Annotated in this window: 19 protein-coding genes; 9 read left to right on the top strand and 10 right to left on the bottom strand. The window is 70.8% G+C overall.

Annotated elements, in window-relative coordinates:
- Positions 1–31: 31 nt before the first annotated feature.
- The 6 genes from D7Y04_RS18090 to D7Y04_RS18065 all read right to left on the bottom strand — a co-directional run bounded on the left by D7Y04_RS18090 (position 32) and on the right by D7Y04_RS18065 (position 7,155).
- Positions 32–295: a phosphopantetheine-binding protein gene (locus D7Y04_RS18090; protein ID WP_014398640.1), complete on the bottom strand. Its 264-nt coding sequence runs from the start codon at positions 293–295 to the stop codon at positions 32–34.
- Entirely contained in the window at positions 282–1,061 is a 780-nt protein-coding gene (locus D7Y04_RS18085) for a 1-acyl-sn-glycerol-3-phosphate acyltransferase (protein WP_121760120.1), read from the bottom strand. Before D7Y04_RS18085 ends, D7Y04_RS18090 begins: the two co-directional genes overlap by 14 nt.
- Positions 1,054–1,794 carry a beta-ketoacyl synthase chain length factor gene (locus D7Y04_RS18080; RefSeq protein ID WP_171810819.1) on the bottom strand — a complete coding sequence of 247 codons (741 nt, stop codon included), beginning with the start codon at positions 1,792–1,794 and terminating at the stop codon, positions 1,054–1,056. Before D7Y04_RS18080 ends, D7Y04_RS18085 begins: the two co-directional genes overlap by 8 nt.
- Positions 1,795–2,140: 346 nt before the next feature.
- Positions 2,141–2,800, bottom strand: a complete 660-nt coding sequence (gene mdcG / locus D7Y04_RS18075; RefSeq protein ID WP_158620643.1) for a malonate decarboxylase holo-[acyl-carrier-protein] synthase — start codon at positions 2,798–2,800, stop codon at positions 2,141–2,143.
- 247 nt (positions 2,801–3,047) lie between these two features.
- Complete coding sequence (locus D7Y04_RS18070; RefSeq protein ID WP_233601497.1) at positions 3,048–4,586, bottom strand: hypothetical protein; 1,539 nt, start codon at positions 4,584–4,586, stop codon at positions 3,048–3,050.
- 85 nt (positions 4,587–4,671) lie between these two features.
- Entirely contained in the window at positions 4,672–7,155 is a 2,484-nt protein-coding gene (locus D7Y04_RS18065) for a ribonuclease H-like domain-containing protein (RefSeq protein WP_121760118.1), read from the bottom strand.
- Between the two features lie 191 nt (positions 7,156–7,346).
- Here D7Y04_RS18065 and D7Y04_RS18060 point away from each other — a divergent pair, with 191 nt between their 5' ends.
- Complete coding sequence (locus D7Y04_RS18060) at positions 7,347–7,982, top strand: YafY family protein (RefSeq protein ID WP_121756108.1); 636 nt, start codon at positions 7,347–7,349, stop codon at positions 7,980–7,982.
- A 51-nt stretch (positions 7,983–8,033) separates the two neighbouring features.
- Here the strand turns inward: D7Y04_RS18060 and D7Y04_RS18055 are convergent, their stop codons facing one another.
- Entirely contained in the window at positions 8,034–8,558 is a 525-nt protein-coding gene (locus D7Y04_RS18055; RefSeq protein ID WP_121760117.1) for a phage tail protein, read from the bottom strand.
- 184 nt (positions 8,559–8,742) lie between these two features.
- Between D7Y04_RS18055 and D7Y04_RS46550 the strand changes: the two genes are divergently transcribed.
- Positions 8,743–10,620, top strand: coding sequence for a collagen-like protein (locus D7Y04_RS46550; protein ID WP_121760116.1), 1,878 nt, complete (start codon positions 8,743–8,745; stop codon positions 10,618–10,620).
- 26 nt (positions 10,621–10,646) lie between these two features.
- Here D7Y04_RS46550 and D7Y04_RS18045 read toward each other — a convergent pair whose 3' ends face one another.
- Entirely contained in the window at positions 10,647–11,168 is a 522-nt protein-coding gene (locus D7Y04_RS18045) for a GNAT family N-acetyltransferase (RefSeq protein WP_121760115.1), read from the bottom strand.
- A 122-nt stretch (positions 11,169–11,290) separates the two neighbouring features.
- On the opposite strand from D7Y04_RS18045, the gene D7Y04_RS18040 reads away from it, so the two are divergent.
- Positions 11,291–12,835, top strand: coding sequence for an NAD(P)/FAD-dependent oxidoreductase (locus D7Y04_RS18040; RefSeq protein WP_199749688.1), 1,545 nt, complete (start codon positions 11,291–11,293; stop codon positions 12,833–12,835).
- 15 nt (positions 12,836–12,850) lie between these two features.
- On the opposite strand, the gene D7Y04_RS18035 is transcribed toward D7Y04_RS18040, so the two are convergent.
- Both D7Y04_RS18035 and D7Y04_RS18030 read right to left on the bottom strand, forming a co-directional pair.
- A complete protein-coding gene (locus D7Y04_RS18035; RefSeq protein WP_121760114.1) occupies positions 12,851–13,345 on the bottom strand; it encodes a DUF6321 domain-containing protein in 495 nt (164 codons plus the stop codon).
- A gap of 94 nt (positions 13,346–13,439) precedes the next feature.
- Positions 13,440–14,948 (bottom strand): S41 family peptidase, encoded by a 1,509-nt coding sequence (locus D7Y04_RS18030; RefSeq protein ID WP_158627538.1) that lies wholly within the window; start codon positions 14,946–14,948, stop codon positions 13,440–13,442.
- Between D7Y04_RS18030 and D7Y04_RS18025 the strand changes: the two genes are divergently transcribed.
- The 6 genes from D7Y04_RS18025 to D7Y04_RS18000 form a co-directional block, all read left to right on the top strand.
- The gene (locus D7Y04_RS18025) at positions 14,947–17,013 is read left to right on the top strand and encodes a carbon starvation CstA family protein (RefSeq protein WP_121760113.1); all 2,067 of its coding nucleotides are present in this window, start codon (positions 14,947–14,949) and stop codon (positions 17,011–17,013) included. The two genes, D7Y04_RS18030 and D7Y04_RS18025, sit on opposite strands and share 2 nt — an antisense overlap.
- The gene (locus D7Y04_RS18020) at positions 17,010–17,216 is read left to right on the top strand and encodes a YbdD/YjiX family protein (RefSeq protein WP_120596934.1); all 207 of its coding nucleotides are present in this window, start codon (positions 17,010–17,012) and stop codon (positions 17,214–17,216) included. Before D7Y04_RS18025 ends, D7Y04_RS18020 begins: the two co-directional genes overlap by 4 nt.
- Before the next feature lie 86 nt (positions 17,217–17,302).
- Positions 17,303–18,721 (top strand): RICIN domain-containing protein, encoded by a 1,419-nt coding sequence (locus D7Y04_RS18015; protein ID WP_121760112.1) that lies wholly within the window; start codon positions 17,303–17,305, stop codon positions 18,719–18,721.
- An 82-nt stretch (positions 18,722–18,803) separates the two neighbouring features.
- Positions 18,804–20,141 carry a hypothetical protein gene (locus D7Y04_RS18010; RefSeq protein ID WP_120596936.1) on the top strand — a complete coding sequence of 446 codons (1,338 nt, stop codon included), beginning with the start codon at positions 18,804–18,806 and terminating at the stop codon, positions 20,139–20,141.
- A 63-nt stretch (positions 20,142–20,204) separates the two neighbouring features.
- Complete coding sequence (locus D7Y04_RS46775; RefSeq protein WP_366928067.1) at positions 20,205–20,426, top strand: YbdD/YjiX family protein; 222 nt, start codon at positions 20,205–20,207, stop codon at positions 20,424–20,426.
- 85 nt (positions 20,427–20,511) lie between these two features.
- Positions 20,512–21,002, top strand: a 491-nt coding sequence (locus D7Y04_RS18000; protein WP_199749694.1) for a glycoside hydrolase family 18 protein, incomplete at its 3' end; no start/stop codon positions are given.

Below are 21,002 nucleotides of genomic sequence, written 5' to 3'. Positions count from 1 at the left end.
GACTCCTCGCTTTGTTTTTGAACGGGGCTGCTTAGGAACGGGTGCGGTGGGTGCTGACGAAGTCCGCGAGCGCCCGAACACTTGCGAAGTGACGGCGATTCTCCTTGGAGTCGCTCGCCAGCACGACGCCATAGGACTTCTGCAACGCGAGGCCGAGCTCCAGGGCGTCAATGGAGTCCAGCCCCAGCCCTTCGACGAACAGCGGCGCCGCCGGATCGATGTCGTCCGGCTTCAGGTCCTCGAGGTTCAGCGTGTCGATGACCAGCCGCTTTATTTCCTGCTCAAGCTCCAACATGTTCCTGGCTCCCCCTGGAGAAATGGTCGTGCAAACGGGTGGTGAGCTGGCGCGCGGCCTTCGCCGCCTCGCCCGCTTCCGCGTCCTGGGCGGACACGGGGATGTCGTCCTCCACGCGGATGACGTAGTGCATGGGCTTCTCCGGCACCTTCCACCAGGGCAGGCCCTTGGTGAGGCCCCGAGGCTCGCAGCGGATGATGACCGGCGTGATGTCGCACGGGCCGCGCACCGCGATGTTGGCGGCGCCTCGCTGCAGCTGCATGTTCCCGTCCATCGGTGTGCGCGAACCCTCCGGGAAGATGATGAGGTTGTTGCCGGCCTTCACGGACGCGATGCAGTCCTGGACGAGTCCGGGCCCGGAGTCGTTGCACAGGTAGCGCGTCGCCCGGATGGGGCCGCGCGTGAACGGGTTGTTCGCCAGGCTCGCCTTCACCACGCAGTCCGCGTTGGGGACCAGTGAGATGAGGAACACCACGTCGATGAGCGACGGGTGGTTGGCCAGGATGAGCAGCCCGGAGCGCGCCAGCTTCTCCACGCCTTGCAGCTCGTAGCGCAGCACGCCCAGCGCGCGCATGTAGCCGATGAAGAAGCGGAACGTGTAGTGCACCGCGAGCCGCGCAAACCGCTGCTGCCGCTCCGGGTCGCGCACGAAGAGCGCGAGCAGCGGGAAGTAGATGAGGCGCAGCGCCAGTCCCCCCAGCCCGAAGGTGGCGAAGGACAACCCGGTGGCGAAGATGCGCCACGGCCGGTCGAGCTTCTCAAGCATGGCGCGCCCACCGCCAACACCGGCCGCCCGTCGCATGCTCCCACCGCGAGGCGCCGGAAACGAGGAAGCGCAGGGCGCGCAGGTCCGCCGGGAGGTCCGCCGCATCCATCGGCGCGGCGGGCGAGTCTGGGGCGCTGGCCGCGCAGTCCAGGTGGATGGCGTCCGCACCCGTGCTGGCGGAGAGGAGGCAGGCCCATGCGTGGGGAAACGCCACGTCCCGGGAGAAGTGTTCCCACGGCGAGGGCACGGGCTCTTCGTAGACGACGACCATCACCCGGGGGACGCCGTCCGACAGCAGGCCGCACGCCTCCGTGAAGGCGGCCTCCACCGTCTCTTCTCCCGCGGCGATGGCGGCGTAGGCGGACGTGTCCCCCCGCGCGATGGAGTAGAGCGCGCCAATGGCGTTGTGCACCGACAGGCTGAAGGACGTGGGCGACAGCGGCTCCGAGCGCGCCAACTGCGTGAGCAGCTCCACCGAGCGGCCCAGGTCGCCATAACGCGATGCGAAGATGACGGGCGCGTCCGGCGCGTCCACGTGCGCGTCATACGCAGCCTGCAACGCGATGCGGCCCAGCCGGTCCACCCGGCGGCGCATCATCGCGGGCATCGCCGCGAGCGCGGGCGTGCCTTCCGCGGGGAGCGGATGCGGGGTCGCGAGCCACGTTTCCCAGGAAGCAGGATTGACGAGCCCGGGGGCCCAGGCGGCCCAGCGCTGTACGGAGAATCCCACCATCGTGACGGAGAGGCCCCAATCGCCCCCAAAGACAACCTTTACCAAACCATTCACAGGGTGACAATTGGGCGGCCGACCCGAGCGGGCCAGACGCCGGGAGCCCGCCCTGCCGCCTGCCCTGTGTCCGTTGCAACCCCAGGTTCTTGTTGATGAGAGACGCAACGCGGCCTCGGCCTTCACGTTCTTCCGGGTTTGTCCAGGGCGGTGACGCGCCCGTGCGTCGCGCAGAGCGTGAAGCGCCCCGCGAGTCATTCGAAATGGGCGGTGGAAACGGGTTGTGACGGCGGCTTGCGTGACGTGGCGGCGGGCGCGCCTATTCACGCGGCGCGTGCTTCCTTCGCGTGTTTCAGGACTCGGAGGGGAAGAGGGCGCGCAGCTCGCGGAGCGTGCGGGGCCTGGCGCCGCGGGGGCCGGTGACCCAGATGCGCTCGGGCTCCAGAGCCAGCTCACGCCAGGACACGGCGCCGCCGTCGGGCAGCAGCACCTCGCCGTCCAGGCGCACCACCGAGTGGCGCCGGGACACCGCTTCCAGCCCGAACAGCAGCCGCTCCACGTCCGACCAGCGCGCGGGGGCGAACAGCAGGTCCACGTCCGACAGCGGCCGCACGAAGGGCACGCCCGAGCGGTGCTGCCAGGCCAGCGAACCGAACACGCCCACCGTCAAATCCAGCGCGGTGCCCAGGGCGATGACGTCGTCCAGGGCAGGGCCCCAGGCCGCGGGGGCGGAGGCGCGCACCTCCTGCACCGTGGGCGGCGGCAGGTGGCGCTCCACGGCGGACAGGGCCACATGCAGCGACAGGTGGCGGCGGTCGGGCAGGGTGAGCCCCAGCCGCAGGTCGTCCTCCAGGTCCGGCGGCTCCTGCCGGGCGACGGCGAAGGGCCGGCCCTGATCCCGCCACGCAGTGACGTGCGCGAGGACGTCCGGGACCAGGGGAGAGCGCAGGGCTGCCGCCCAGTTGGCGCCCAGGTACACCCAGTCGTGCCGCACCGGACGTTCACCGCCCATCAGCGGGCATCTCCTGCCGCCAGGGGGAAGCCGTGCCCGCTTCCGCGACGCGGGACGGGGCTGCCCCCGGGACATGCGGAAGCGGAAGCGGTGGAACTCACTCCTCGATTCATTACCCGGATTCACGCCGCCGGTGGGAGCGATCCTGCACCGCTCGGTGCCGGTTGCTCTCGGCGGCGCGAATCTCCCCGGAAATCCGGGTGGGAGCCGAGCGCACGCCTCAGGGATTCCCCTGAGACGCGGGAAGCTAGCGGGGCTTCTGGAGAATGGGGCTGACGGCGCTCACGTGCTGGCGGCGCATGTCGATGAGGATGTCGTAGTTGCGCGGCTCCGGGGCGACGGGGCCGGCGGCGAAGCGGTAGAGGCCGCTCACGTCGCGCTCGCGGGGGAAGCGCTCCTTCACCAGGGCCTTGAGCATCTCCTTGGCCACCCACTCCGCGTCCACGGAGACGGAGCCGAACTCGTCCAGATAGTGGAAGGGCGCGGTGGAGTCCGACTGCTTCGCGGTGAGGACGAAGACGCGCGGCTTCCGGTCCGGGACGACGAGGCTGGCGCCCTGTTCCATCAGCGCCAGCTCCCGGCCCTGGGGCAGGGCGAACAGCTCCAGGGACTGCTCGTGCGCGAGCAGGGCGCTGAAGGCCACGAACGCGGTGAGCAGGCCCGTGGCCATGCGCGGGCCATGCCTGGGCCAGATGGTGCCCAGGTTCACCAGCGACGCGGCGAAGAACACGGCCCACACTCCCGTGAGCGCGTTGAGCGTGCGATAGGTGGGCCACCGCTCCCCGGCGAGGAAGCTCACCGAGTACGCCACGCCCGACAGCGTCACCAGCGCCAGCAGCCAGCGCCCCACGCCCCCGAGCCCCGAGCGGCGCCCCTCCACCGCGATGCCCACGCCCAGGAGCGTCAGCGTCAGCACCACCATGGCCCAGTAGCCGTCCATGTCGCCCAGTGGCGCCTCGTTGAGCGCGGACAGCGCGAGCGCGTTGGGGAACACGTGCATGAGCGCCCAGACGGTCTTGTCCACCCAGTGCTTCTCGAAGTTGAGCCGGGGCGAGGGCGGGAAGATGCCCGCCTTGAACAGCACCTGCGTGACGGCGTACGCGAGCGCCAGGCCCGCGGCCATCACCAGCAGGTGCTTGAGCATCCATCGCGCCGTGTCCTTCAGCGACACGTCGCGGCGCACCACCAGCGATGCCGCCAGCAGCACCGCGGAGAACAGGCCGCTCACCTGATAGATGAGCGTCGCGCTGGCCATGCTCCCCACCGCGGCCAGCGCGTACGGCCACCGGACGGAGGCCTCCGCTCCCGGCGGACCGATGGCGCGGCGGGCGAAGGCGAACGCGCCCAGGCCCAGCATCAGCGCCAGGGCCTGCGGCCAGCAGATGCTCCAGTTGGCGATGACCTGCGCGGACGGCGTGACCGTGAGGAACCCCGCCAGCAGCGCGGCGGAGCCCGTCCGCCAGCCCTCCTTGCGCAGCAGCAGGAACACCGCCGCCGCGAGCACGCCCAGGCCGGCCACGCCCATCAGCCGCAGCCCCACCAGCCCGTCGATGCCGTTGGCCGCCTTCGCGGACACCTCCAGCATCCAGCCGTAGAGCGGGCGGCCCTGCGACGCGCAGAAACGGAGGATCTTCCCCGGCTCCTCGCGCGCCTCGCGCAGGATGGCGTAGTCGTCACGCAGGCCATACCGGTGGATGACCGCGCTCCAATAGATGAGCCAGGGAAGCAGGAGCAGCAGGGCCACGGTGCCGGGAACCACCAGCGCGCGCGGCGGGAGACGCTTCATCAACGAGAAGGCCATCGAAGTTGACGCAACGTAGCAGAAGCCTCCCACTGACTCCCGGAGCAACCGGGACACGGCAGGGTTCCAGTCACGGTGAGAAGGGCGGGGCTCCAACCACCTGCGTGTCCTCACCGAACTCCGGGCCTCGGGGCTCTCTCACGACGGTGAGCACGGGGCGCGCGTCCGCGAGCGACGGAGTGAAGAGAGAGGGCTGGTCGGGGTCCGCGAACACGGTGGCGAAGTCTTCCGGGGCCAGGCCTCGCGCGAGCCGGGCCGCGAACGAGTCCTTGAGCTGGCGCACGTAGTACTCGACGTCGTAGTCGCGCGCGTCGTCGCCCGCGGGCTCGCCTGGAGCGGGGCGCGGGGCGGGTTCGCCGTCCTCGGTGAGCGCTTCCGGGAGCAGGCCCGCGCGGCCGCCGGTGGCGCGGTAGATGCGCACGCGCTCGCCCAGGGACCAGTGCTCGCGGCCGTTCGTGAGCAGCGCTTCGTACGGCATCTCCCTGCGCTGCTTGCGCGTGGCCAGGTACTGCGAGGGGGACTTGGTCAGCCGCACCTGCGCGGTGACCTCGAAGGTGGGCACCTTCCGCCGTCGGAGCGCCATCACCGCGTCCACGTACGTGTCGCGCACGGTGCGCACGTCGCCGGCCAGCAGGTGCTGGAGGGCCCGGCGCAGGAAGTCTTCTCCATAGGGCTCCGCGCGGCTGGAGCGGAAGGCCACGCCGCGCAGCAGCAGGGGCCCGGCGTAGGGCTGGAGCGCGTAGTTCTTGGGTTCGTGCGACAGCATGGCGGCGTAGCGCCCGTCGAACTCCAGCTTCACGCGCGGCGGCAGCAGGGCCGCTACCTCCGACACCACGCGGCGCTCGTCGGCTTCCGTCCAGGCTTCCGGCACCGCGAAGTAGACGCCGTCCGTGTCGGCCTCCAGCAGTGTCACGCCCCGTTGCGCCAGCTCGCGGCACATCAGGCCCAGCAGCTCGCGCCCGCGCCGCGTCACCTCGTTGGCGGCGTGCACGTCCGAGAAGCGGGTGAGGCCCACCGCGCCCATGTAGCCGTAGGCGGAGTTGATCAGGAGCTTCATCGCCGCGGAGATGGCTTCGTGCGTGTGCCGCTCCGGGGAGCCGGGCGGAGCCTTCTTCCCCTTGGCCTTCGCGTCCAGGCGCTGATCCACCAGACGGTCCACCAGCGCGAGCAGCGCGTTCAGCCGGTCGCGCTTCGGCCCGATGCGGTACTGGCGCATCAGCGACGGGTAGAGGCTGGCCACGTCCGCCTTCACGATGTGCCGCGCGACGCCGGTGGCGAACAGGTGCAGCGCCGCGCCGCTGTGGGACGTGCCGTCGCCGGATTCGTGCCCGGGCAGCGCCGCGCCCGAGCGCACGTAGGCGCGCACCAGCAGCGGATCCAACACGCCCGTCGCCGGGCCCGCGTCCGCCAGCCGCTCGTAGCGCCGGGGGGCCATGCGCGCGAGCGCGAACGCCGCGCCGCCCATGAGGTGCGCCAGCCCCGCGGCCTCCGTCACGTCCTCGCGCGCGTAGCGGCGCACGCGCTCCGGATCCTTCAGGAAGACCTCGTGCACGCGCGCGCCGGGGATGAGCTCGCGGTCGGGACCGGACAGGCCCAGGTGTCGCGCCACCGCCTTGAGCCCGTGGCCGGGCAGGTCGCGGGCGGCGAAGTCGTGGCGGCGCACGGCGTCCAGCGTGTCGATGAACTCGCGGCCGGGGACGGTGTAGCGCGCGCGGCGCATGGCGTCCGCGTCGCGGCCTCCGGGCCCTCGGTTCAGCGCGGCGCCTCTCGCCGAAGGGCGGTGGCGCAGGCCCGGCAGCCCCGCTCGGCCCAGCGCCAGCGACACGTTCAGCCGCTTCGCGCGTTGGTCCAGGAAGGGCAGGTCGAAGCCATGCAGGTTGTGGTTCTCCACCACGTCGGGGTCGGCCTCTCGGATGCGCGCGACCAGCCGGCGCAACAGGTCCGCCTCTCCCGCGTCTCCGTCCGCTGTCACCTCCAGCGTCTCCGCCCGGCCGTCCGGATCCCTCACCGCCACGAGGAAGATGCGGTCCCTGGATGGGTCCAGGCCGGTGGTCTCCAGGTCGAACTGGAGCCTTCGCAGGTCGTCGAAGACCAGGTCGCGGAAGTACGTGCGGCCGGTGGCCACCAGGTACTGCTCCTCCGGAGGCAGCACCAGCGCCGCGGCCGGGCCCAGGTCGCGCAGGTGGCCCACGCGTTGATCCAACCGCTTCGATGCGCCCTTGAGCACCGCGGACGCCAGCGCGCGGCCGTCATCCGCGCTGACGAGGAAGCGCAGCGCGCCGGGGCCCTCCAGTTCACGGAACGTCATCGCGCCCGGCACCGGCGGCATGCCTTCCGGGCGGAGCGCGTCCCCCAGGTGCTCCAGGTCTTGAAGCGACGCGAGCAGCACCCAGGGCCGGTACCTCGCGTCCTCGCGCAGCCTCGCGTGCGTGCCCTGCTGCCGCTTCCAGATGAAGGCTCGCCCGTCCGGCTCCGCCCAGACGGACACGATGCCCGGCGTCGGGTCCCATCCCCACAACCACTCGTCCTCCAGCGGATGGGGCGGCGGGACCATGGGCGGGGACTCAGGGGGCGGAAGGCGCGGCGCGCGGGCGCTGCTCCGGCCGCTCATAGGCGCGCGAGGGCCCGCTTCGCAAGGGTGGGCGGACAGGAGCGGCGTGGCGCTGTCGGAAGGGCTTCGCATCGCTGGGGCTCGGCCCCAGCTTGAGGCCCCCGGCTGACAGCGGTATGTCAGGATTCACCGTCATGCAGCGCACCGAGCGACTCTTCGCCCTCGCCGAGTACCTGAGGGGCCGCCGTACCGGCGTCACCGCGGAGGTGCTGGCGGAGCGCTTCAGCGTGACGGTGCGGACCATCTACCGGGACCTGGACGCGTTGCGCGCCGCGGCGCTGCCGGTGGGCGCGGAGCGGGGCCGGGGCGGTGGCTACGCGCTGGACCGGGGCTACAGCCTGCCGCCGGTGAACTTCACCGCGCGCGAGGCGGCGCTGGTGGTGGCGCTGGGGCGATTCGCCATCGACATGCGGCTGTTGCCCTTCACGGGGACGCTGGAGTCGGCGCTGGACAAGGTGCGCTCCGCGCTGTCCACGTCCGCGCAGCGGGAACTGCTGGCCCGGCTGCGCGAATTGACGTTCCTGGGCGTGCCGTCCCTGCCCACTCGCAAGCCCGTGCGCGAAGCCCTGGAGCGCGCGTGGTTCGAGCGCCAGCCGCTGCGCATCACCTACGTGGACAGCAACTTCCTGGAGACGGTGCGCGAGGTGCGCGTCGAGTCCGTGGTGATGGACCGACACGAGACCCGGCTGGACGCGGTGGACCTCGCGTCCGGGGAGCGGCGCCACTTCCGATTGGACCGCATCACACGCGCGGAAGTGGTGGGGGCCTGAAGCGCGAAGGAGGGGCCGCGCTCATGGGGCGGCGCCCTCCTGTCGTGGGCTTCAGCCGCGCGAGGGGAAGACGCCTTCCGTCGCGATGATGAAGTTCACGCAGAGGTACGGGTTCTCGATGGGCACCGGCTGGTTGCCGCCGGCGATGCCCACGGCCTGGTGGCCCATCACCGTGCTGGGGGTCGTGACATACGGCGCGGGGAGGGTGCCGGGGGGGACGGCCGCGAGGTACGCGCCCTCCGGGCTCTCCGTGTTGCCTTCCTGCATGCTGGCCATCAGCGGGTGGGTGTGCGCGGGCATCTGGGAGGAGATGAGCGTCACCTGCTGCTGGCCGGCCATCTCACCCAGCGAGTGCGGCGCGAGACCGGGGCCCTGGCCGGGCTGCATGGGGAAGCGGCCGCGCAGGTCCGGCAGCGCGAACGTCGTTATCCCGTCGCCGCCGTAGGTGGTCCCCAGGATGGCGAAGAGTGCCTGGTTCTGCGCGATGGACAGCAGCGTACCGTTGCAGGGCATCCAACCCTTCGGCGCGAAGTCGCCTCCAAACATGATGATCTGCCCAATGTACGGCGTGGACATGGTGCCCCCTGGTGTTCCGGCTGGTGTGTGCCAGCGAACAGACCATGGGCAGCCCCCTGATGAAAGACCGCGGCGCGTCATCAGGCAAACCAACCCAACGTGTGCGAAGCTTCACGTTCCGTGACGGCCCATTTTCCTACGCCGCACGTCGCCGCACCGTCTGTCGTTGGGGAGGACCTGGTCCATGTCGCTTCGAGCTTTCTTGCCCATTCGTGGGGCGTTCTCGCGTTTTGGTGTGCTGTCGCTCTGCGCGACGTTGATGGTGTCCGCCTGCACGGGAGAGACGGGCGATGGGCCGGTGGGACCGGAAGGACCTCCGGGGCCCGCGGGCGCGACAGGTCCCCAGGGCTCGGCCGGCCCGCGAGGTGAGAAGGGCGCCACGGGTGAACCCGGCCTGCTGGGTCCCGAGGGGCCGCAGGGCCTGTCGGGTGCTGCTGGCGCGCCCGGTCCCCAGGGGCCTCAGGGCGTGCAGGGACCGGCGGGCGCGACAGGTCCTCAGGGGCTCATCGGTTTGATGGGCCCCATGGGGCCGCAGGGCGCCTCGGGGCCCACCGGTCCTGCGGGAGCGAAGGGCGACACGGGCCCCGCGGGAGCGAAGGGCGACGTGGGGGCGAAGGGCGACACGGGTGCTGTCGGTCCTGCGGGTCCGACGGGAGCGAAGGGCGACACGGGCGCGAAGGGAGATACGGGCTCGGTGGGAGCCACAGGCCCTGCTGGCGCGAAGGGTGACACGGGCGCCACGGGCGCGGCAGGTCCCACGGGAGCCACGGGAGCGACCGGCGCGGTCGGACCCGCTGGCGCGACCGGCCCCGCAGGTCCGAAGGGGGACACGGGCACCACGGGCGCGGCAGGCCCCACGGGAGCGACCGGCGCGATCGGCCCTGCTGGCGCGACCGGTCCTGCTGGCGCGAAGGGCGACACGGGCGCGGCAGGGCCCACGGGAGCGACCGGCGCGATTGGACCCGCCGGTGCGACCGGTCCTGCTGGCGCGAAGGGAGACACGGGCGCGGCAGGGCCGACGGGAGCCACGGGAGCGACCGGCGCGGTCGGACCCGTCGGCGCGACCGGACCCGCGGGTCCCCAGGGGTCCACGGGTGCGCAGGGGCTGCAAGGACCGGCGGGCACGCAGGGGCTCTACGGCGACGGCTCGGCGGGGGCGTTCAACGTGGGCGTGGGCCAGACGGTGAACCTCTCCCTCTCGACGGGCGTGTCCCAACTGCCGTCGGGGTTCAACCTCCAGTTCAGCAACATCACCATCGCCGGAACGCTGATCGTCCCGAGCGGCACGGTGCTGCGCTCCTCCGGGGACATCACGGTGAGCGGTAAGGTGACCGTGATGCCCGACGCGGATGATCCGGGCAACGGTGAGGCCCCTCAAGGCATCGCCCGGTCGGCGGCGACCAACTACAACGGTGGTGCGGGGCTGACGTCGTTCCAGGCCGCCCAGGTGCGCCGGGTGCAGTCGGCGTCAGGCGGAGCCGGCGCGCGAATCTACCCGGGGCCCAATGCCGACGGTGGCGCGGGTGGCGGCGCGCTGATGCTGGCGGCACGCGGCAACATCCGCATCCCCGTGGGTGGGTCCATCGACGCGTTCGGTGAGGACGGCGTGAACCCGGGGACCAGCGGCGTGTCCATCGTGGGCACGGGCGGCGGCGGTGGCGGCATCGTCGTGGTCGCGGCCAAGGGAAGCATCACGCTGGGGGGGACCATCAAGGCGATGGGCGGCAAGGGCGCGAATGGCTTCAACGGCAACGACGGCACGGGTGAAGGCGGCGGCGGCGGCGGCGGCGGCGGCATCGTCCACTTCATCTCCTCGACGACCCCCAGCGTGACGGGCTCCGTGGCGGTGGCGGGAGGCGCGGCGGGGACCAATGCGGCTCCCACGGGAGGTCCGACCACCATCATTCCGGGCGGCGGAGGGGGCGGCAGCGGCGGGAGTGGTGGCAACGCGGGCGGTAACGCCTTCGTGGGCTCGCCGACGATCGAGACCCCCTCTGTAGGTATGGGCGGCTACTTCCTCCAGACCATCGCCCCGGAACCCGAGACGCTGCTGGGGCTGTAGGCGTGGGCCTCACGGGACCGGCGGGCTCACCCGCCGCCGGTTCCGGAGTCGCCTTCTGGATCCCGCCACTGGAGCTCCAGGTACGGCGACGCCGGGTCGCTGCCCGGCACGAGCGTGAAGCCCTGCCGGGTGTAGAGCCGCAGCGCCGGATTGTCGCGCGTGACGTGCAACCGCACGGGCACGAGCGCCCGCGCCGCCTCCGCTTGAATCGCATTCAGCAGGTGCGTGCCCAGGCCTTGTCCCCGCTGCGTCGGAAGCAGGGTCACGTCCAGGAGCAGCAGCTCCGCGGAGGTGCGCACCAGCCACTGGCGGCCCACGGGAACTCCCTCCACTTCGACGATGGCGTGTCCCTCCGGAGGATAGGTCGCCGCGTAGTGGCGGGCCTGTGCCTGGTGCTGCATGCGCAGGAACAGCTCCGCTTGCGCGGGCGGCCAGCCCCACGCGGCCAGCTCCTGTTCGCGCGTGCTCGCGTAGAGCGTGAAGAGGAACGGTTCGTCCGCGGACGTGACCGTGCGGAAGAGGGGCGCGAAGGATGGGGGCGTCGTCACGGCGGGGCATCCTACGCCGCGCGAACCTGTCCGACAGTCGGACAGGTTGAGGCCGCCTCGGCTGGCTTCCCCAGGTCTCCGGACCTTCCCGTAGGTGCCGTGTCGGGCGGAATGTGCACAGCATGAAGGTCGGGGGCTTCGTGCCCCTTCGCATCCAGGAGGTCCATCCGGTGGCTCCCCGTCTTCCGCAGCATGTGCGCGTCGCCATCGTGGGCGCGGGCTTCGCCGGGTTGGGCATGGCCATCCGGTTGAAGCAGGACGGCATCGACGACTTCGTCATCCTGGAGCGCGCGGATGACGTGGGGGGCGTCTGGCGTGACAACGTCTATCCCGGCTGCGCGTGCGACGTGCAGTCGCTGCTGTATTCGTTCTCCTTCGCGCCGAACCCTGGCTGGTCGCGCGCCTACTCACCGGGCTGGGAGATCCAGGAGTACCTGCGCGACTGTGTGCGGCGCTTTCAGCTCGCGCCCTTCATCCGCCTCGGGCACGCGGTCCTCCGCGCGAAGTGGGACGTGACGACTCGGCGCTGGGTGTTGGAGACATCCCACGGCACCCTCACCGCGGACGCCCTCGTGGCGGCGGTGGGCACGTTGAGCGAGCCCGTGATTCCACCCCTGCCCGGGCTGGAGCGCTTCCGGGGCAAGGTGATGCACTCGGCGCGGTGGGATGCGGGCTACGCGCTGGCCGGGCGTCAGGTGGGGGTGGTGGGCACGGGCGCGTCGGCGGTGCAGATCGTCCCGGCCATCCAGCCGGAGGTGGGCCGGCTCGTCCTCTTCCAGCGCACGCCCGCATGGGTCTTGCCCCGGGGCGACAAACCCAACAGCGCCCTGCGAAAGGCCCTGTACCGGTGGGTGCCGGGCGCGCGGTGGCTGCTTCGTGGGGCGCTGCGCATGCTGCGCGAGAGCCTGGCCCTGGGCTTCCAGCACCCGTGGATCCTCCGGCTCGCGCAGCCAGTGGTGCTCCGGCACATGCTGAAGACGGTGAAGGATCCTTCGCTGCGCGACCGGCTCACGCCCCGGTACACGATGGGGTGCAAGCGCATCCTCGTCTCCGACGACTATCTGCCGGCCCTCACGCGTCCGAACGTGGAGGTCGTCACCGCGCCCATCCGCGAGGTGCGCGAGGACGCGGTCGTCACCGGCGACGGCGCCGTCCACCCGGTGGACACGCTCATCTTCGGCACCGGGTTCCAGGCGACGGACATGCCCATGGGGCACCACATCCACGGCCGTGACGGCCGGACGCTCGCGCAGGTGTGGGCGGGCAGTCCCCGGGCCTTCCTGGGCACCACCGTGAGTGGCTTCCCCAACCTCTTCCTGCTTCAGGGGCCACACACCACGCTGGGCCACACCTCCGTGCTGTTGATGATGGAGGCCCAGGTGGAGCACGTGCTGGGCGCGCTGCGCTACCTGGAGGCCCGGGGCGCCGCCGCAGTGGAGCCGGATCCAGGAGCCCAGGACGCCTTCGTGCGCGACCTGGAGGCGCGGCTGTCCGGCACGGTGTGGAACCAGGGGGGATGCCGGAGCTGGTACATGGATGCCTCGGGGCGAAACTCCGCCCTCTGGCCCGGCTCCACCACGGCCTTCCGCCACCGGGTGGAGCACTTCGAACCATCGGACTACGTCACGCTTCCCCGGGCAGCTGTCCCTCGCGCGCTCCGGCGGTGAGGCGGTGACGCGGCTTCAGGAACGCTTCGCGCGTTTCCGGGCCGCGGTCTTCCTCGCGGTGGGGGATGCGCGCTTCTTCGCCGTCGCACGGCGGGCCGCGATGGCGGTCCGCGTCTTCTTGGCGCCGGAGCGTTTGGCGGCGGGCTTCGCGCGCTCCTGTGTCGCGTGGTAGCGCTCCAGCAGCTTCGTGCCCTTGGTGGCGAGCCGCTTCGCTCCCGCGTTGTCCTTCGGCACGGGTTCACCCCAGGCGCGGGCGGACAGGGCAAGGCGCGTGGGCTTGCCCTTGGCGTCCACCATGGGCCCGCGCGGGTGCGCGAAGTGGCGGCGCAGGAAGCTGCCCTTTCTGCGCATCTTCTCCGGCGTGTCCGCCTTGCCCTTCACGCCGGGCTTGAGGTTCGCGCCTTCCTTCTCGTGGAACCACTCGCGGCCCGCCGCGGTGAGGCCGCCCTTCGGATCCTTCAGGCGCCGCGTGCGCGTGACGCTCTTGCGAGTGGGGGCCCGGGTCGGCATCGGAGGTGCTCCTCGTTGAACGGAGGTGAAGGCTTCCGCATGAGAGGTAGGTCGTCCCTGCCTTGTTGGCATGACGTGACAGGCTGCCTGCTTCCTAGGGCGTGGGTTTCGCCTCCGGGGGCACCAGCGAATCCGCCAGCGCACGGATGGCGCGCGCATGCGAGTGCCACATGTCCTCGCCCTTGAAGACATCCAGCGGGCGCTGGGGTGGCAGGCCTCGGGCTTCGTAGTCCTGGCCCTGCGCGTCGGCGTAGTGCTCGTTCGACAGGTGCACCGTCCATCCATTGGGCAGCGGCTTGACGAGCATGTCGGAGAACGCGCCCCGCGTCGCGGTGCCGACGTGGACGACGTTCGGGAGCGCTCGCAGGGCCAGCGTGAGGACCTCGCCCGCGCTGACCGTGACGTCGCTCGTCACCACGTACACAGGCCCGTGGAAGAACGGACGCGACGAGGGCTGGAGCGTGAACATCTGCGGCGGGACGTCCTTCGCGCCCATCGCCCACTTGGAATACGCGTGCACGGGTTTCGCCGTGAAGCGCTCCGCGACAGCGCGGGCCACGGCGTCGTAGCCGCCCCGGTTGTTGCTCACGTCCAGGATGACCGCGCCCGCACCCGCGAAGGCGGTCAGCGCCTCATCCAGCACCGGCTCCAGGGCGGCCAGTTCCTGGGCCAGCGTGGGCGTCTTTCCTTCCTCCCCGGCGACGAAGCCGCCCATCGTCAACAGGTTGAGGTAGGCGACGCGGGGCGCGGCGAAGCCCCAGAGGACGCGTTGGTTCGCGACGTGATGGCCCTCTCCGCGCAGCACCGTCTGGAGGATGCCGTCGCGGTACGTGCGCATCCATTCCCTCTGTACCTCCCTGGCGGGGCGATCCATGGCCAGCTCCAGCATCTCGAACGTGCCCGTGGGACGGGGCTCGTACGTCAACGTGTCCGAGGACGCGTCGTCCGCGATCAGCTCCACATGCGCGTCGTTCAACGAACGGAGCGCGTCCGCGAAGAGGGTGAACAGCGCGCGGCCGTCCATGCCCGGCGTCACCCGCGAGCGCTGCGCGTCCAGGCGGGCCAGCCAGTCCGGGTCTCGCTGGGCGAAGGAGGCGTAGTGCTCCGCGAAGGTCGCCCGGAACACGTCGAACATCTCCAGCGCGCTCCACACATGAGGCGTGTCGCAGCGGGCGGGCAGGGCGGCCAGCCGGTCGAAGCGGTAGCGCGTCTCCCCCGGCCCGGCGAGGAAGTCCCGGACGTCCGCCGAGGGCCCCGGCTCCTGCACACCGAACATCTCCACGAGCTCCGCCGACGACGCCGGATCCGGGATGCACCCCGCCGCCGTCTCGTGGTGCAGGCGCAGGCCCTCTGGCCTCACCGTGAGCAGCCATCCGTACCCGCGCGAGCGCCACACGCCATACCCGTCCGCGGCGCTGGCCTTCGGCACCGCGTGCGGCGTGGCACACGCGGCGAGCAGGCCCGCGAGGACGACGAGAACGGCTTCGCGCCAACTTCCTCCACCACCCGACACCCCGTCGCGAGCGGGTCGGGGGGATGCGGAGCGTGCGCTATAAGCCTCGCGCGGGGTGGGGGTGGCCTGCCCGCTGATGGGAGACATCATGGGTGGAGTCGCTCGGAAGTTGGGATGGGTGGCCCTGGCGTTGGTCGGGGCCTTCTGTCTGGGCGTGGTGGCGCTGCACCGGGGAGAGTCCATCAGTGCCATCTGGCTGGTGATCGCCTCGGTCGCGGTCTTCATGCTGGGATATCGTTTCTACGGCCGCTTCATTGCCGAAAAAGCGCTCCAGGTGGACCCCTCGCGCGCCACCCCCGCCGAGCGCCGCAACGACGGCCTGGACTACGTGCCCACGGACCGGTGGGTCGTGTTCGGCCACCACTTCGCGGCCATCGCGGGCGCGGGTCCGCTGGTGGGCCCGGTGCTGGCGGCGCAGATGGGCTACCTGCCCGGCACGCTCTGGATTCTCGCGGGCGTGGTGGTGGCCGGCGCGGTGCAGGACTTCGTGACGCTGTTCCTGTCCGTGCGCCGCGACGGCAAGTCGCTGGGCGACATGGTGCGCATGGAGCTGGGGCCCGCGGCCGGCGTGACGGCCATGGTGGGCGTGCTGATGATCATGATGATCATCCTCGCGGTGCTGGCGCTGGTCGTGGTGAAGGCGCTGACGCACAGCCCGTGGGGCACCTTCACCGTGGCGATGACCATCCCCATCGCGGTGGCCATGGGCCTGTACCTGCGCTACGTGCGGCCCGGCAAGGTGCTGGAGGTGTCCATCGTCGGCTTCGTGCTGCTGATGCTCAGCATCTGGCTGGGTGGCCAGGTCTCCGAGTCCGCGACCTGGGGCCCCTGGTTCACCTTCGACAGCCGCACGCTGGCGTGGCTGCTCATCGGCTACGGGTTCTGCGCGGCGGTGCTGCCGGTGTGGCTGTTGCTCGCGCCGCGCGACTACCTGTCCACCTTCCTCAAGATTGGCACCGTGCTGCTGCTGGCGGTGGGCATCGTGCTGGCGGCGCCGCACTTGAAGATGCCGGCGGTGACGCGGTTCGTGGACGGCTCCGGCCCGGTGTTCTCCGGCAGCCTCTTCCCGTTCCTCTTCATCACCATCGCGTGCGGCGCGGTGTCCGGGTGGCACTCGCTCATCGCGTCCGGCACCACGCCAAAGATGCTCGCCACGGAGGGTGACGCGAAGCTCGTGGGTTACGGCGCCATGCTGATGGAGGCCTTCGTGGCCATCATGGCGCTCATCGCCGCGTCGGTGCTGGAGCCGGGCGTCTACTTCGCCATGAACTCGCCCGCGGCGCTCATCGGCACGGAAGCGGCGCAGGCGGCGGCGACGCTCAGCCAGTGGGGCTTCGTCGTCACCCCGGAGGTGCTGGAGCAGACGGCGCGCGATATCGGTGAGACGACCATCCTCTCCCGCGCGGGTGGCGCGCCCACGTTGGCGGTGGGCATGGCGCAGATCCTCCACGGGCTGGTGTCCGGGAAGGGGATGATGGCCTTCTGGTACCACTACGCCATCCTCTTCGAGGCCCTCTTCATCCTCACCACCGTGGACGCCGGCACGCGCGTGGGGCGCTTCATGATTCAAGAGCTGGCGGGCCTGGTGTACGCGCCGCTCAAGCGCACGGAGTCCTGGGGCGCGAACCTGCTGGCCACCGCGCTGTGCGTGGCCGCCTGGGGCTACTTCCTCTATCAGGGCGTGGTGGATCCGCTGGGCGGCATCAACACGCTGTGGCCGCTGTTCGGCATCGCCAACCAGATGCTCGCCGCGGTGGCGCTCACGCTGGGCTGTGTGGCGCTGGTGAAGATGAAGCGCGAGCGCTACGTCTGGGTGCCCGGCATCCCCGCCGCATGGCTGGTGTTGTGCACGCTCACCGCCGGCTTCCAGAAGGTGTTCGGCGGCGACGTGCGCGTGAGCTTCGTGGCCCACGCGCGGGCCTTCTCCCAGGCGGTGGCCGAAGGGCGCCTCATCGCCCCGGCGAAGTCCGTGGAGGAGATGGAGGCCATCATCCACAATGACTATCTGGATGCCGGCCTCACCGTGTTCTTCATGGGGGTGGTGGTGGCGACCATCCTCTTCGGCGTGCGCGCCGCGCTCCGGGCCCGGGCCTCGCCGGTGCCCACGTCGCACGAGACGCCCTACGTAGCCGCCGCCGTCCCGGTGAAGCCGTGAGGCGCGCATTCACGCAGGCGCTCCAGCACGGCTGGCGGCAGGCCGTGCGCACCGCGCGGTCGATGATTGGCGTGCCGGATTACGACACCTACGTCGCCCACATGCGCCGTCATCATCCGGACAGGCCGGTGATGACCTACGCGGAGTTTTTCAACGACCGCCTCCAGGCCCGCTACCGCGGAGGTGGCGGCCGGTGCTGCTGAGCGGATGAGTCGTTGAGTCTTCCAGACAAAACTGCTTAGTGGGTTTTACGGGTCAAACCCGTTCAACCCCTTCGCAGGAGTCTGCTGTGTCTCGTACCTCGACGCCGTTCCGGACGTGGGCGCTGGGCGCCGTGTTTCTCGCATCGTTGGGAGGCTGCTCGGGCCCGGAGGACGCTCCTGTCGTTGGGGAGCCGATGGGGAAGGTGGAGGCGGCCGCGCTGTCCACGCGCGTGGTGGGTTACCTGCCGACGTGGGCGGGGGATGTGAATGCGCTGCAGTACTCGAAGCTGTCTCACATCAACTACGCGTTCGCGTTGCCCACGGCGTCCGGCGGGCTCACGGGGGTGAGCAGCTCTGACGCGCGGCTGCGCTCGCTGGTGACGCAGGCGCATGCGCAGGGCGTGAAGGTGCTCATCGCCGTTGGCGGCTGGAACGACGGCAACGACAGCGGCTTCGAGCAGATGGCAGCCAACGCGGGCACGCGCACGGCGTTCGTGAACACGGTGGTGAACTTCGTCAACGCGGCCGGGCTGGACGGCGTGGACATCGACTGGGAGTACCCGGACCCCGGCACGTCAGGGAACAACTACGCGGCGCTGATGCGCGAGCTGGGCACGGCCATGCACAGCCGGGGCAAGCTGCTCACGGCGGCGGTGGTGGCCAACGGCTACACGGGCGGCGGCGTGCAGGCGTCCGTGTTCAGCGACGTCGATTTCCTCAACATCATGGCGTACGACGGCGGGCAGCCGCATTCGACGTATGACCTGGCGGTCCAGTCGCTGAACTACTGGAAGGGGCGCGGGCTGCCGGCGTCGAAGGCGGTGCTGGGCGTGCCGTTCTACGGGCGCTCGCCGTCGAGCTACGTCGGCTATTCGGAGCTCGTCGCGCGTGACTCGCAGGCGCCCTACAAGGACAACGTGGGGGACGTCTATTACAACGGCATCGCGACCATCCAGGCGAAGACGCAGCTGGGGAAGCAGAACGGCGGCGTGATGATCTGGGAGCTGTCCCAGGACACGTCCGGGAGCACGTCGCTGCTCAACGCCATCTACTCCGTGGCGCAGGGCACGGGCGGCACGGGGGCCTACCGGCTGGTGAACAAGGCTTCTGGCCGGTGCGTGGACATCAACGGTCCCAGCACGGCGGACGGCGCCACCATCCACCAGTGGGCGTGCCATACGGGCGCGAGCCAGCAGTGGTCCATGGAGGCGACGGACAGCGGCTACTACCGCTTCGTGTCGCGCCACAGCGGCAAGGCGCTGGACGTGAAGGAGGTGAGCACGGCGGACGGCGCGGGGCTCCAGCAGTGGTCCTACGGCGGCGGGAGCAACCAGCAGTTCAAGCCGGTGACGCTGGGCAACGGCTACCACCGGCTGGAGGCGCGCCACAGCGGCAAGGTGCTGGACGTGACGGGCTGCCAGCAGGGCAGCGGTGACGGCACGCTCATCCAGCAGTGGACCTGGTCCAACAACGACTGCCAGCAGTTCCGGCTGGAAGCGTTGTAGCCCCTTGCAGGGATGCGGGACCGGCGCCGCGCCGGCCCCGTCGTGCATCGGGATCGGGGCGGATGGTATAGGGGTGCCCTCGATGATTGACTCATTCGCCCGGTGGGGACGCCTGCTCCGTCGTCCCATCCACCTGGGGTGGGAGCGCCTGCGCTCCCCGTATGCGACGGCGCTCGGGATGTGCTTCGCGTTGCTGCTGTTGCGCTCGCACGCCCGGCTCGCGCAGGCGCACCTCTGGGCGGAAGACGGATGGAGGTTCCTGGCGGATGCGCTCGAACACGGCCTGGGCGCCACGTTCATGCCCTATGCGGGCTACCTGCATGTCGTCCCGCGACTGATTGCGTGGGGTGTGGCGCTCCTGCCCCTCGAAGCGTTCGCGCTGGGGGTGGCGCTCGTCACCCTGGCCCTCAACGCGGCACTGTTCGCGCTCATCGCGCGGGACGGCTGCCGCTGGCTGGTGCCCCATGACGGCGTGCGGATCTTCACCGCCGTGGCGTTCTGCTTCCTGTCGGGCACCTGGGAGGTGACGGGCAACCTCGCCAACCTCCACTCCGTCCTCTTCTACGGAGTCATGCTGGTGGCGCTCCAGGATCTGGAACGCCCGCTGGGATTCGCCGACGGGCTGGTGCTGCTCGCGGTGGCCACGAGCGCGGGCGAAGGCGTGTTGCTGGCGCCGGTCTTCCTGCTGCGCGGGGTGATGCGGTGGCGCGATGGCCGGCCCCTGCGCGAAGTGGTGGGGGAGGCACTGGCGGCGGCGGTGCTGACCGTGCCGGCCGGGGTGAACACGGTGCTCCTCCGCCAGGCCGACTTGCCCGCCGCGGACTTCCCTACCTGGCCGCTGTCCCGCATGGCGGAGCACCTCTGGATCACGTTGAACGACCGCTATGTGCTGCACCCGGTGCTGGGCGACAAAGGGGCGATGGCCTATTTCTTCTGGCCGTTCGCGGTGCGGATGGCGGTGGTGTCCGGGTTCGTCGCCGTGCTCGTCCTGGGGCTTCGCCGGTTGCCCGCGCGTCCGCGCGTGTTGCTGCTGGCCGCCTGCGCCTGCGTCTCCGTGTTGATCCCGCTCACCTGGTATGTGCGCGCCGACGCGGCTGAATTCCCCACGTTCGGCGTGCTCCGGGATCCGGACGTGATGGATGCCCGCTACATGCTGTTCGCGCTCCCGGCGGGGCTCACCCTCTGGGTGGCGGCGCTGGGGCGGATCCGGACCGTCTTCGCCGGGGGCCTGTGCGTCTGCGTGGTGGTGCTGGCCCATCCACGCTGGACCTTCGAGCCGTGGGGGCCCGAGCGCGACTGGGCCCAGACCGCCCGACGCATCCGAGAGGTCCGCGAGACGCCAGGGGCGGAGGCGAGCGTGCGCATCAATCCCAAGGGATGGGCGATGCGGATCCGAGGCGCCTCGCGCCCCGGGCCGTGATCGCGCTCAGGGCTCCTGTGCCTTCGCGAGCGCGTCGCGAAGCCTGGCGGCGAGCACCTGGAGATGCTGAGGCTTGAGGAAGGAGTAGTGGTCTCCGGGCACCGTGTGCATGTCCAGTCCGCCGGGCGCGTAGGCGGCCCAGCCGTGGTCCCAGCGGGAGGCTTCCGCACCTACGTCGCCCACATGCGCCGTCACCATCCGGACCGGCCGGTGATGACCTACGCGGAGTTTTTCAACGACCGCCTCCAGGCCCGCTACCGCGCCGGTGGCGGCCGGTGCTGCTGAGTGATGAGTCATTGAGTCTTCCGGACAAAACTGCCTAGTTGGTTTTGCTGGTTAAGCCCGTCAAGCCCCTTCGCAGGAGTCTGCTGTGTCTCGTACCTCGACGCCGTTCCGGACGTGGGCGCTGGGCGCCGTGTTTCTCGCATCGTTGGGAAGCTGCTCGGGCGCGGAGGACGCTCCTGCCGCCGGGGAGCCGGTGGGGCAGGTGGAGGCGGCCGCGCTGTCCACGCGCGTGGTGGGCTACCTGCCGACGTGGGCGGGGGATGTGAATGCGCTGCAGTACTCGAAGCTGTCCCACATCAACTACGCGTTCGCGCTGCCCACTGCGTCCGGCGGGCTCACGGGGGTGAGCAGCTCTGACGCGCGGCTGCGCTCGCTGGTGACGCAGGCGCATGCGCAGGGCGTGAAGGTACTCATCGCCGTAGGCGGCTGGAACGACGGCAACGACAGCGGCTTCGAGCAGATGGCAGCCAACGCGGGCACGCGCACGGCGTTCGTGAACACGGTGGTGAACTTCGTCAACGCGGCCGGGCTGGACGGCGTGGACATCGACTGGGAGTACCCGGACCCCGGCACGTC

The organism is Corallococcus sp. AB038B (assembly GCF_003668955.1).
Classification (GTDB): domain Bacteria; phylum Myxococcota; class Myxococcia; order Myxococcales; family Myxococcaceae; genus Corallococcus; species Corallococcus exiguus.
Note: the sequence above shows the minus strand (reverse complement) of the source record. Positions and strands in the feature narration are given on the sequence as shown.

Excerpts from the sequence above, each read along its gene's own strand:
- D7Y04_RS18090 (WP_014398640.1), bottom strand. The coding sequence starts at position 295 with ATGTTGGAGCTTGAGCAGGAAATAAAGCGGCTGGTCATCGACACGCTG.
- D7Y04_RS18085 (WP_121760120.1), bottom strand. The coding sequence starts at position 1,061 with ATGCTTGAGAAGCTCGACCGGCCGTGGCGCATCTTCGCCACCGGGTTG.
- D7Y04_RS18080 (WP_171810819.1), bottom strand. The coding sequence starts at position 1,794 with ATGGTGGGATTCTCCGTACAGCGCTGGGCCGCCTGGGCCCCCGGGCTC.
- mdcG (WP_158620643.1), bottom strand. The coding sequence starts at position 2,800 with ATGGGCGGTGAACGTCCGGTGCGGCACGACTGGGTGTACCTGGGCGCC.
- D7Y04_RS18070 (WP_233601497.1), bottom strand. The coding sequence starts at position 4,586 with ATGAAGCGTCTCCCGCCGCGCGCGCTGGTGGTTCCCGGCACCGTGGCC.
- D7Y04_RS18065 (WP_121760118.1), bottom strand. The coding sequence starts at position 7,155 with ATGGTCCCGCCGCCCCATCCGCTGGAGGACGAGTGGTTGTGGGGATGG.
- D7Y04_RS18060 (WP_121756108.1), top strand. The coding sequence starts at position 7,347 with ATGCAGCGCACCGAGCGACTCTTCGCCCTCGCCGAGTACCTGAGGGGC.
- D7Y04_RS18055 (WP_121760117.1), bottom strand. The coding sequence starts at position 8,558 with ATGTCCACGCCGTACATTGGGCAGATCATCATGTTTGGAGGCGACTTC.
- D7Y04_RS46550 (WP_121760116.1), top strand. The coding sequence starts at position 8,743 with ATGTCGCTTCGAGCTTTCTTGCCCATTCGTGGGGCGTTCTCGCGTTTT.
- D7Y04_RS18040 (WP_199749688.1), top strand. The coding sequence starts at position 11,291 with ATGAAGGTCGGGGGCTTCGTGCCCCTTCGCATCCAGGAGGTCCATCCG.
- D7Y04_RS18035 (WP_121760114.1), bottom strand. The coding sequence starts at position 13,345 with ATGCCGACCCGGGCCCCCACTCGCAAGAGCGTCACGCGCACGCGGCGC.
- D7Y04_RS18025 (WP_121760113.1), top strand. The coding sequence starts at position 14,947 with ATGGGTGGAGTCGCTCGGAAGTTGGGATGGGTGGCCCTGGCGTTGGTC.
- D7Y04_RS18030 (WP_158627538.1), bottom strand. The coding sequence starts at position 14,948 with ATGATGTCTCCCATCAGCGGGCAGGCCACCCCCACCCCGCGCGAGGCT.
- D7Y04_RS18010 (WP_120596936.1), top strand. The coding sequence starts at position 18,804 with ATGATTGACTCATTCGCCCGGTGGGGACGCCTGCTCCGTCGTCCCATC.
- D7Y04_RS46775 (WP_366928067.1), top strand. The coding sequence starts at position 20,205 with ATGCTGAGGCTTGAGGAAGGAGTAGTGGTCTCCGGGCACCGTGTGCAT.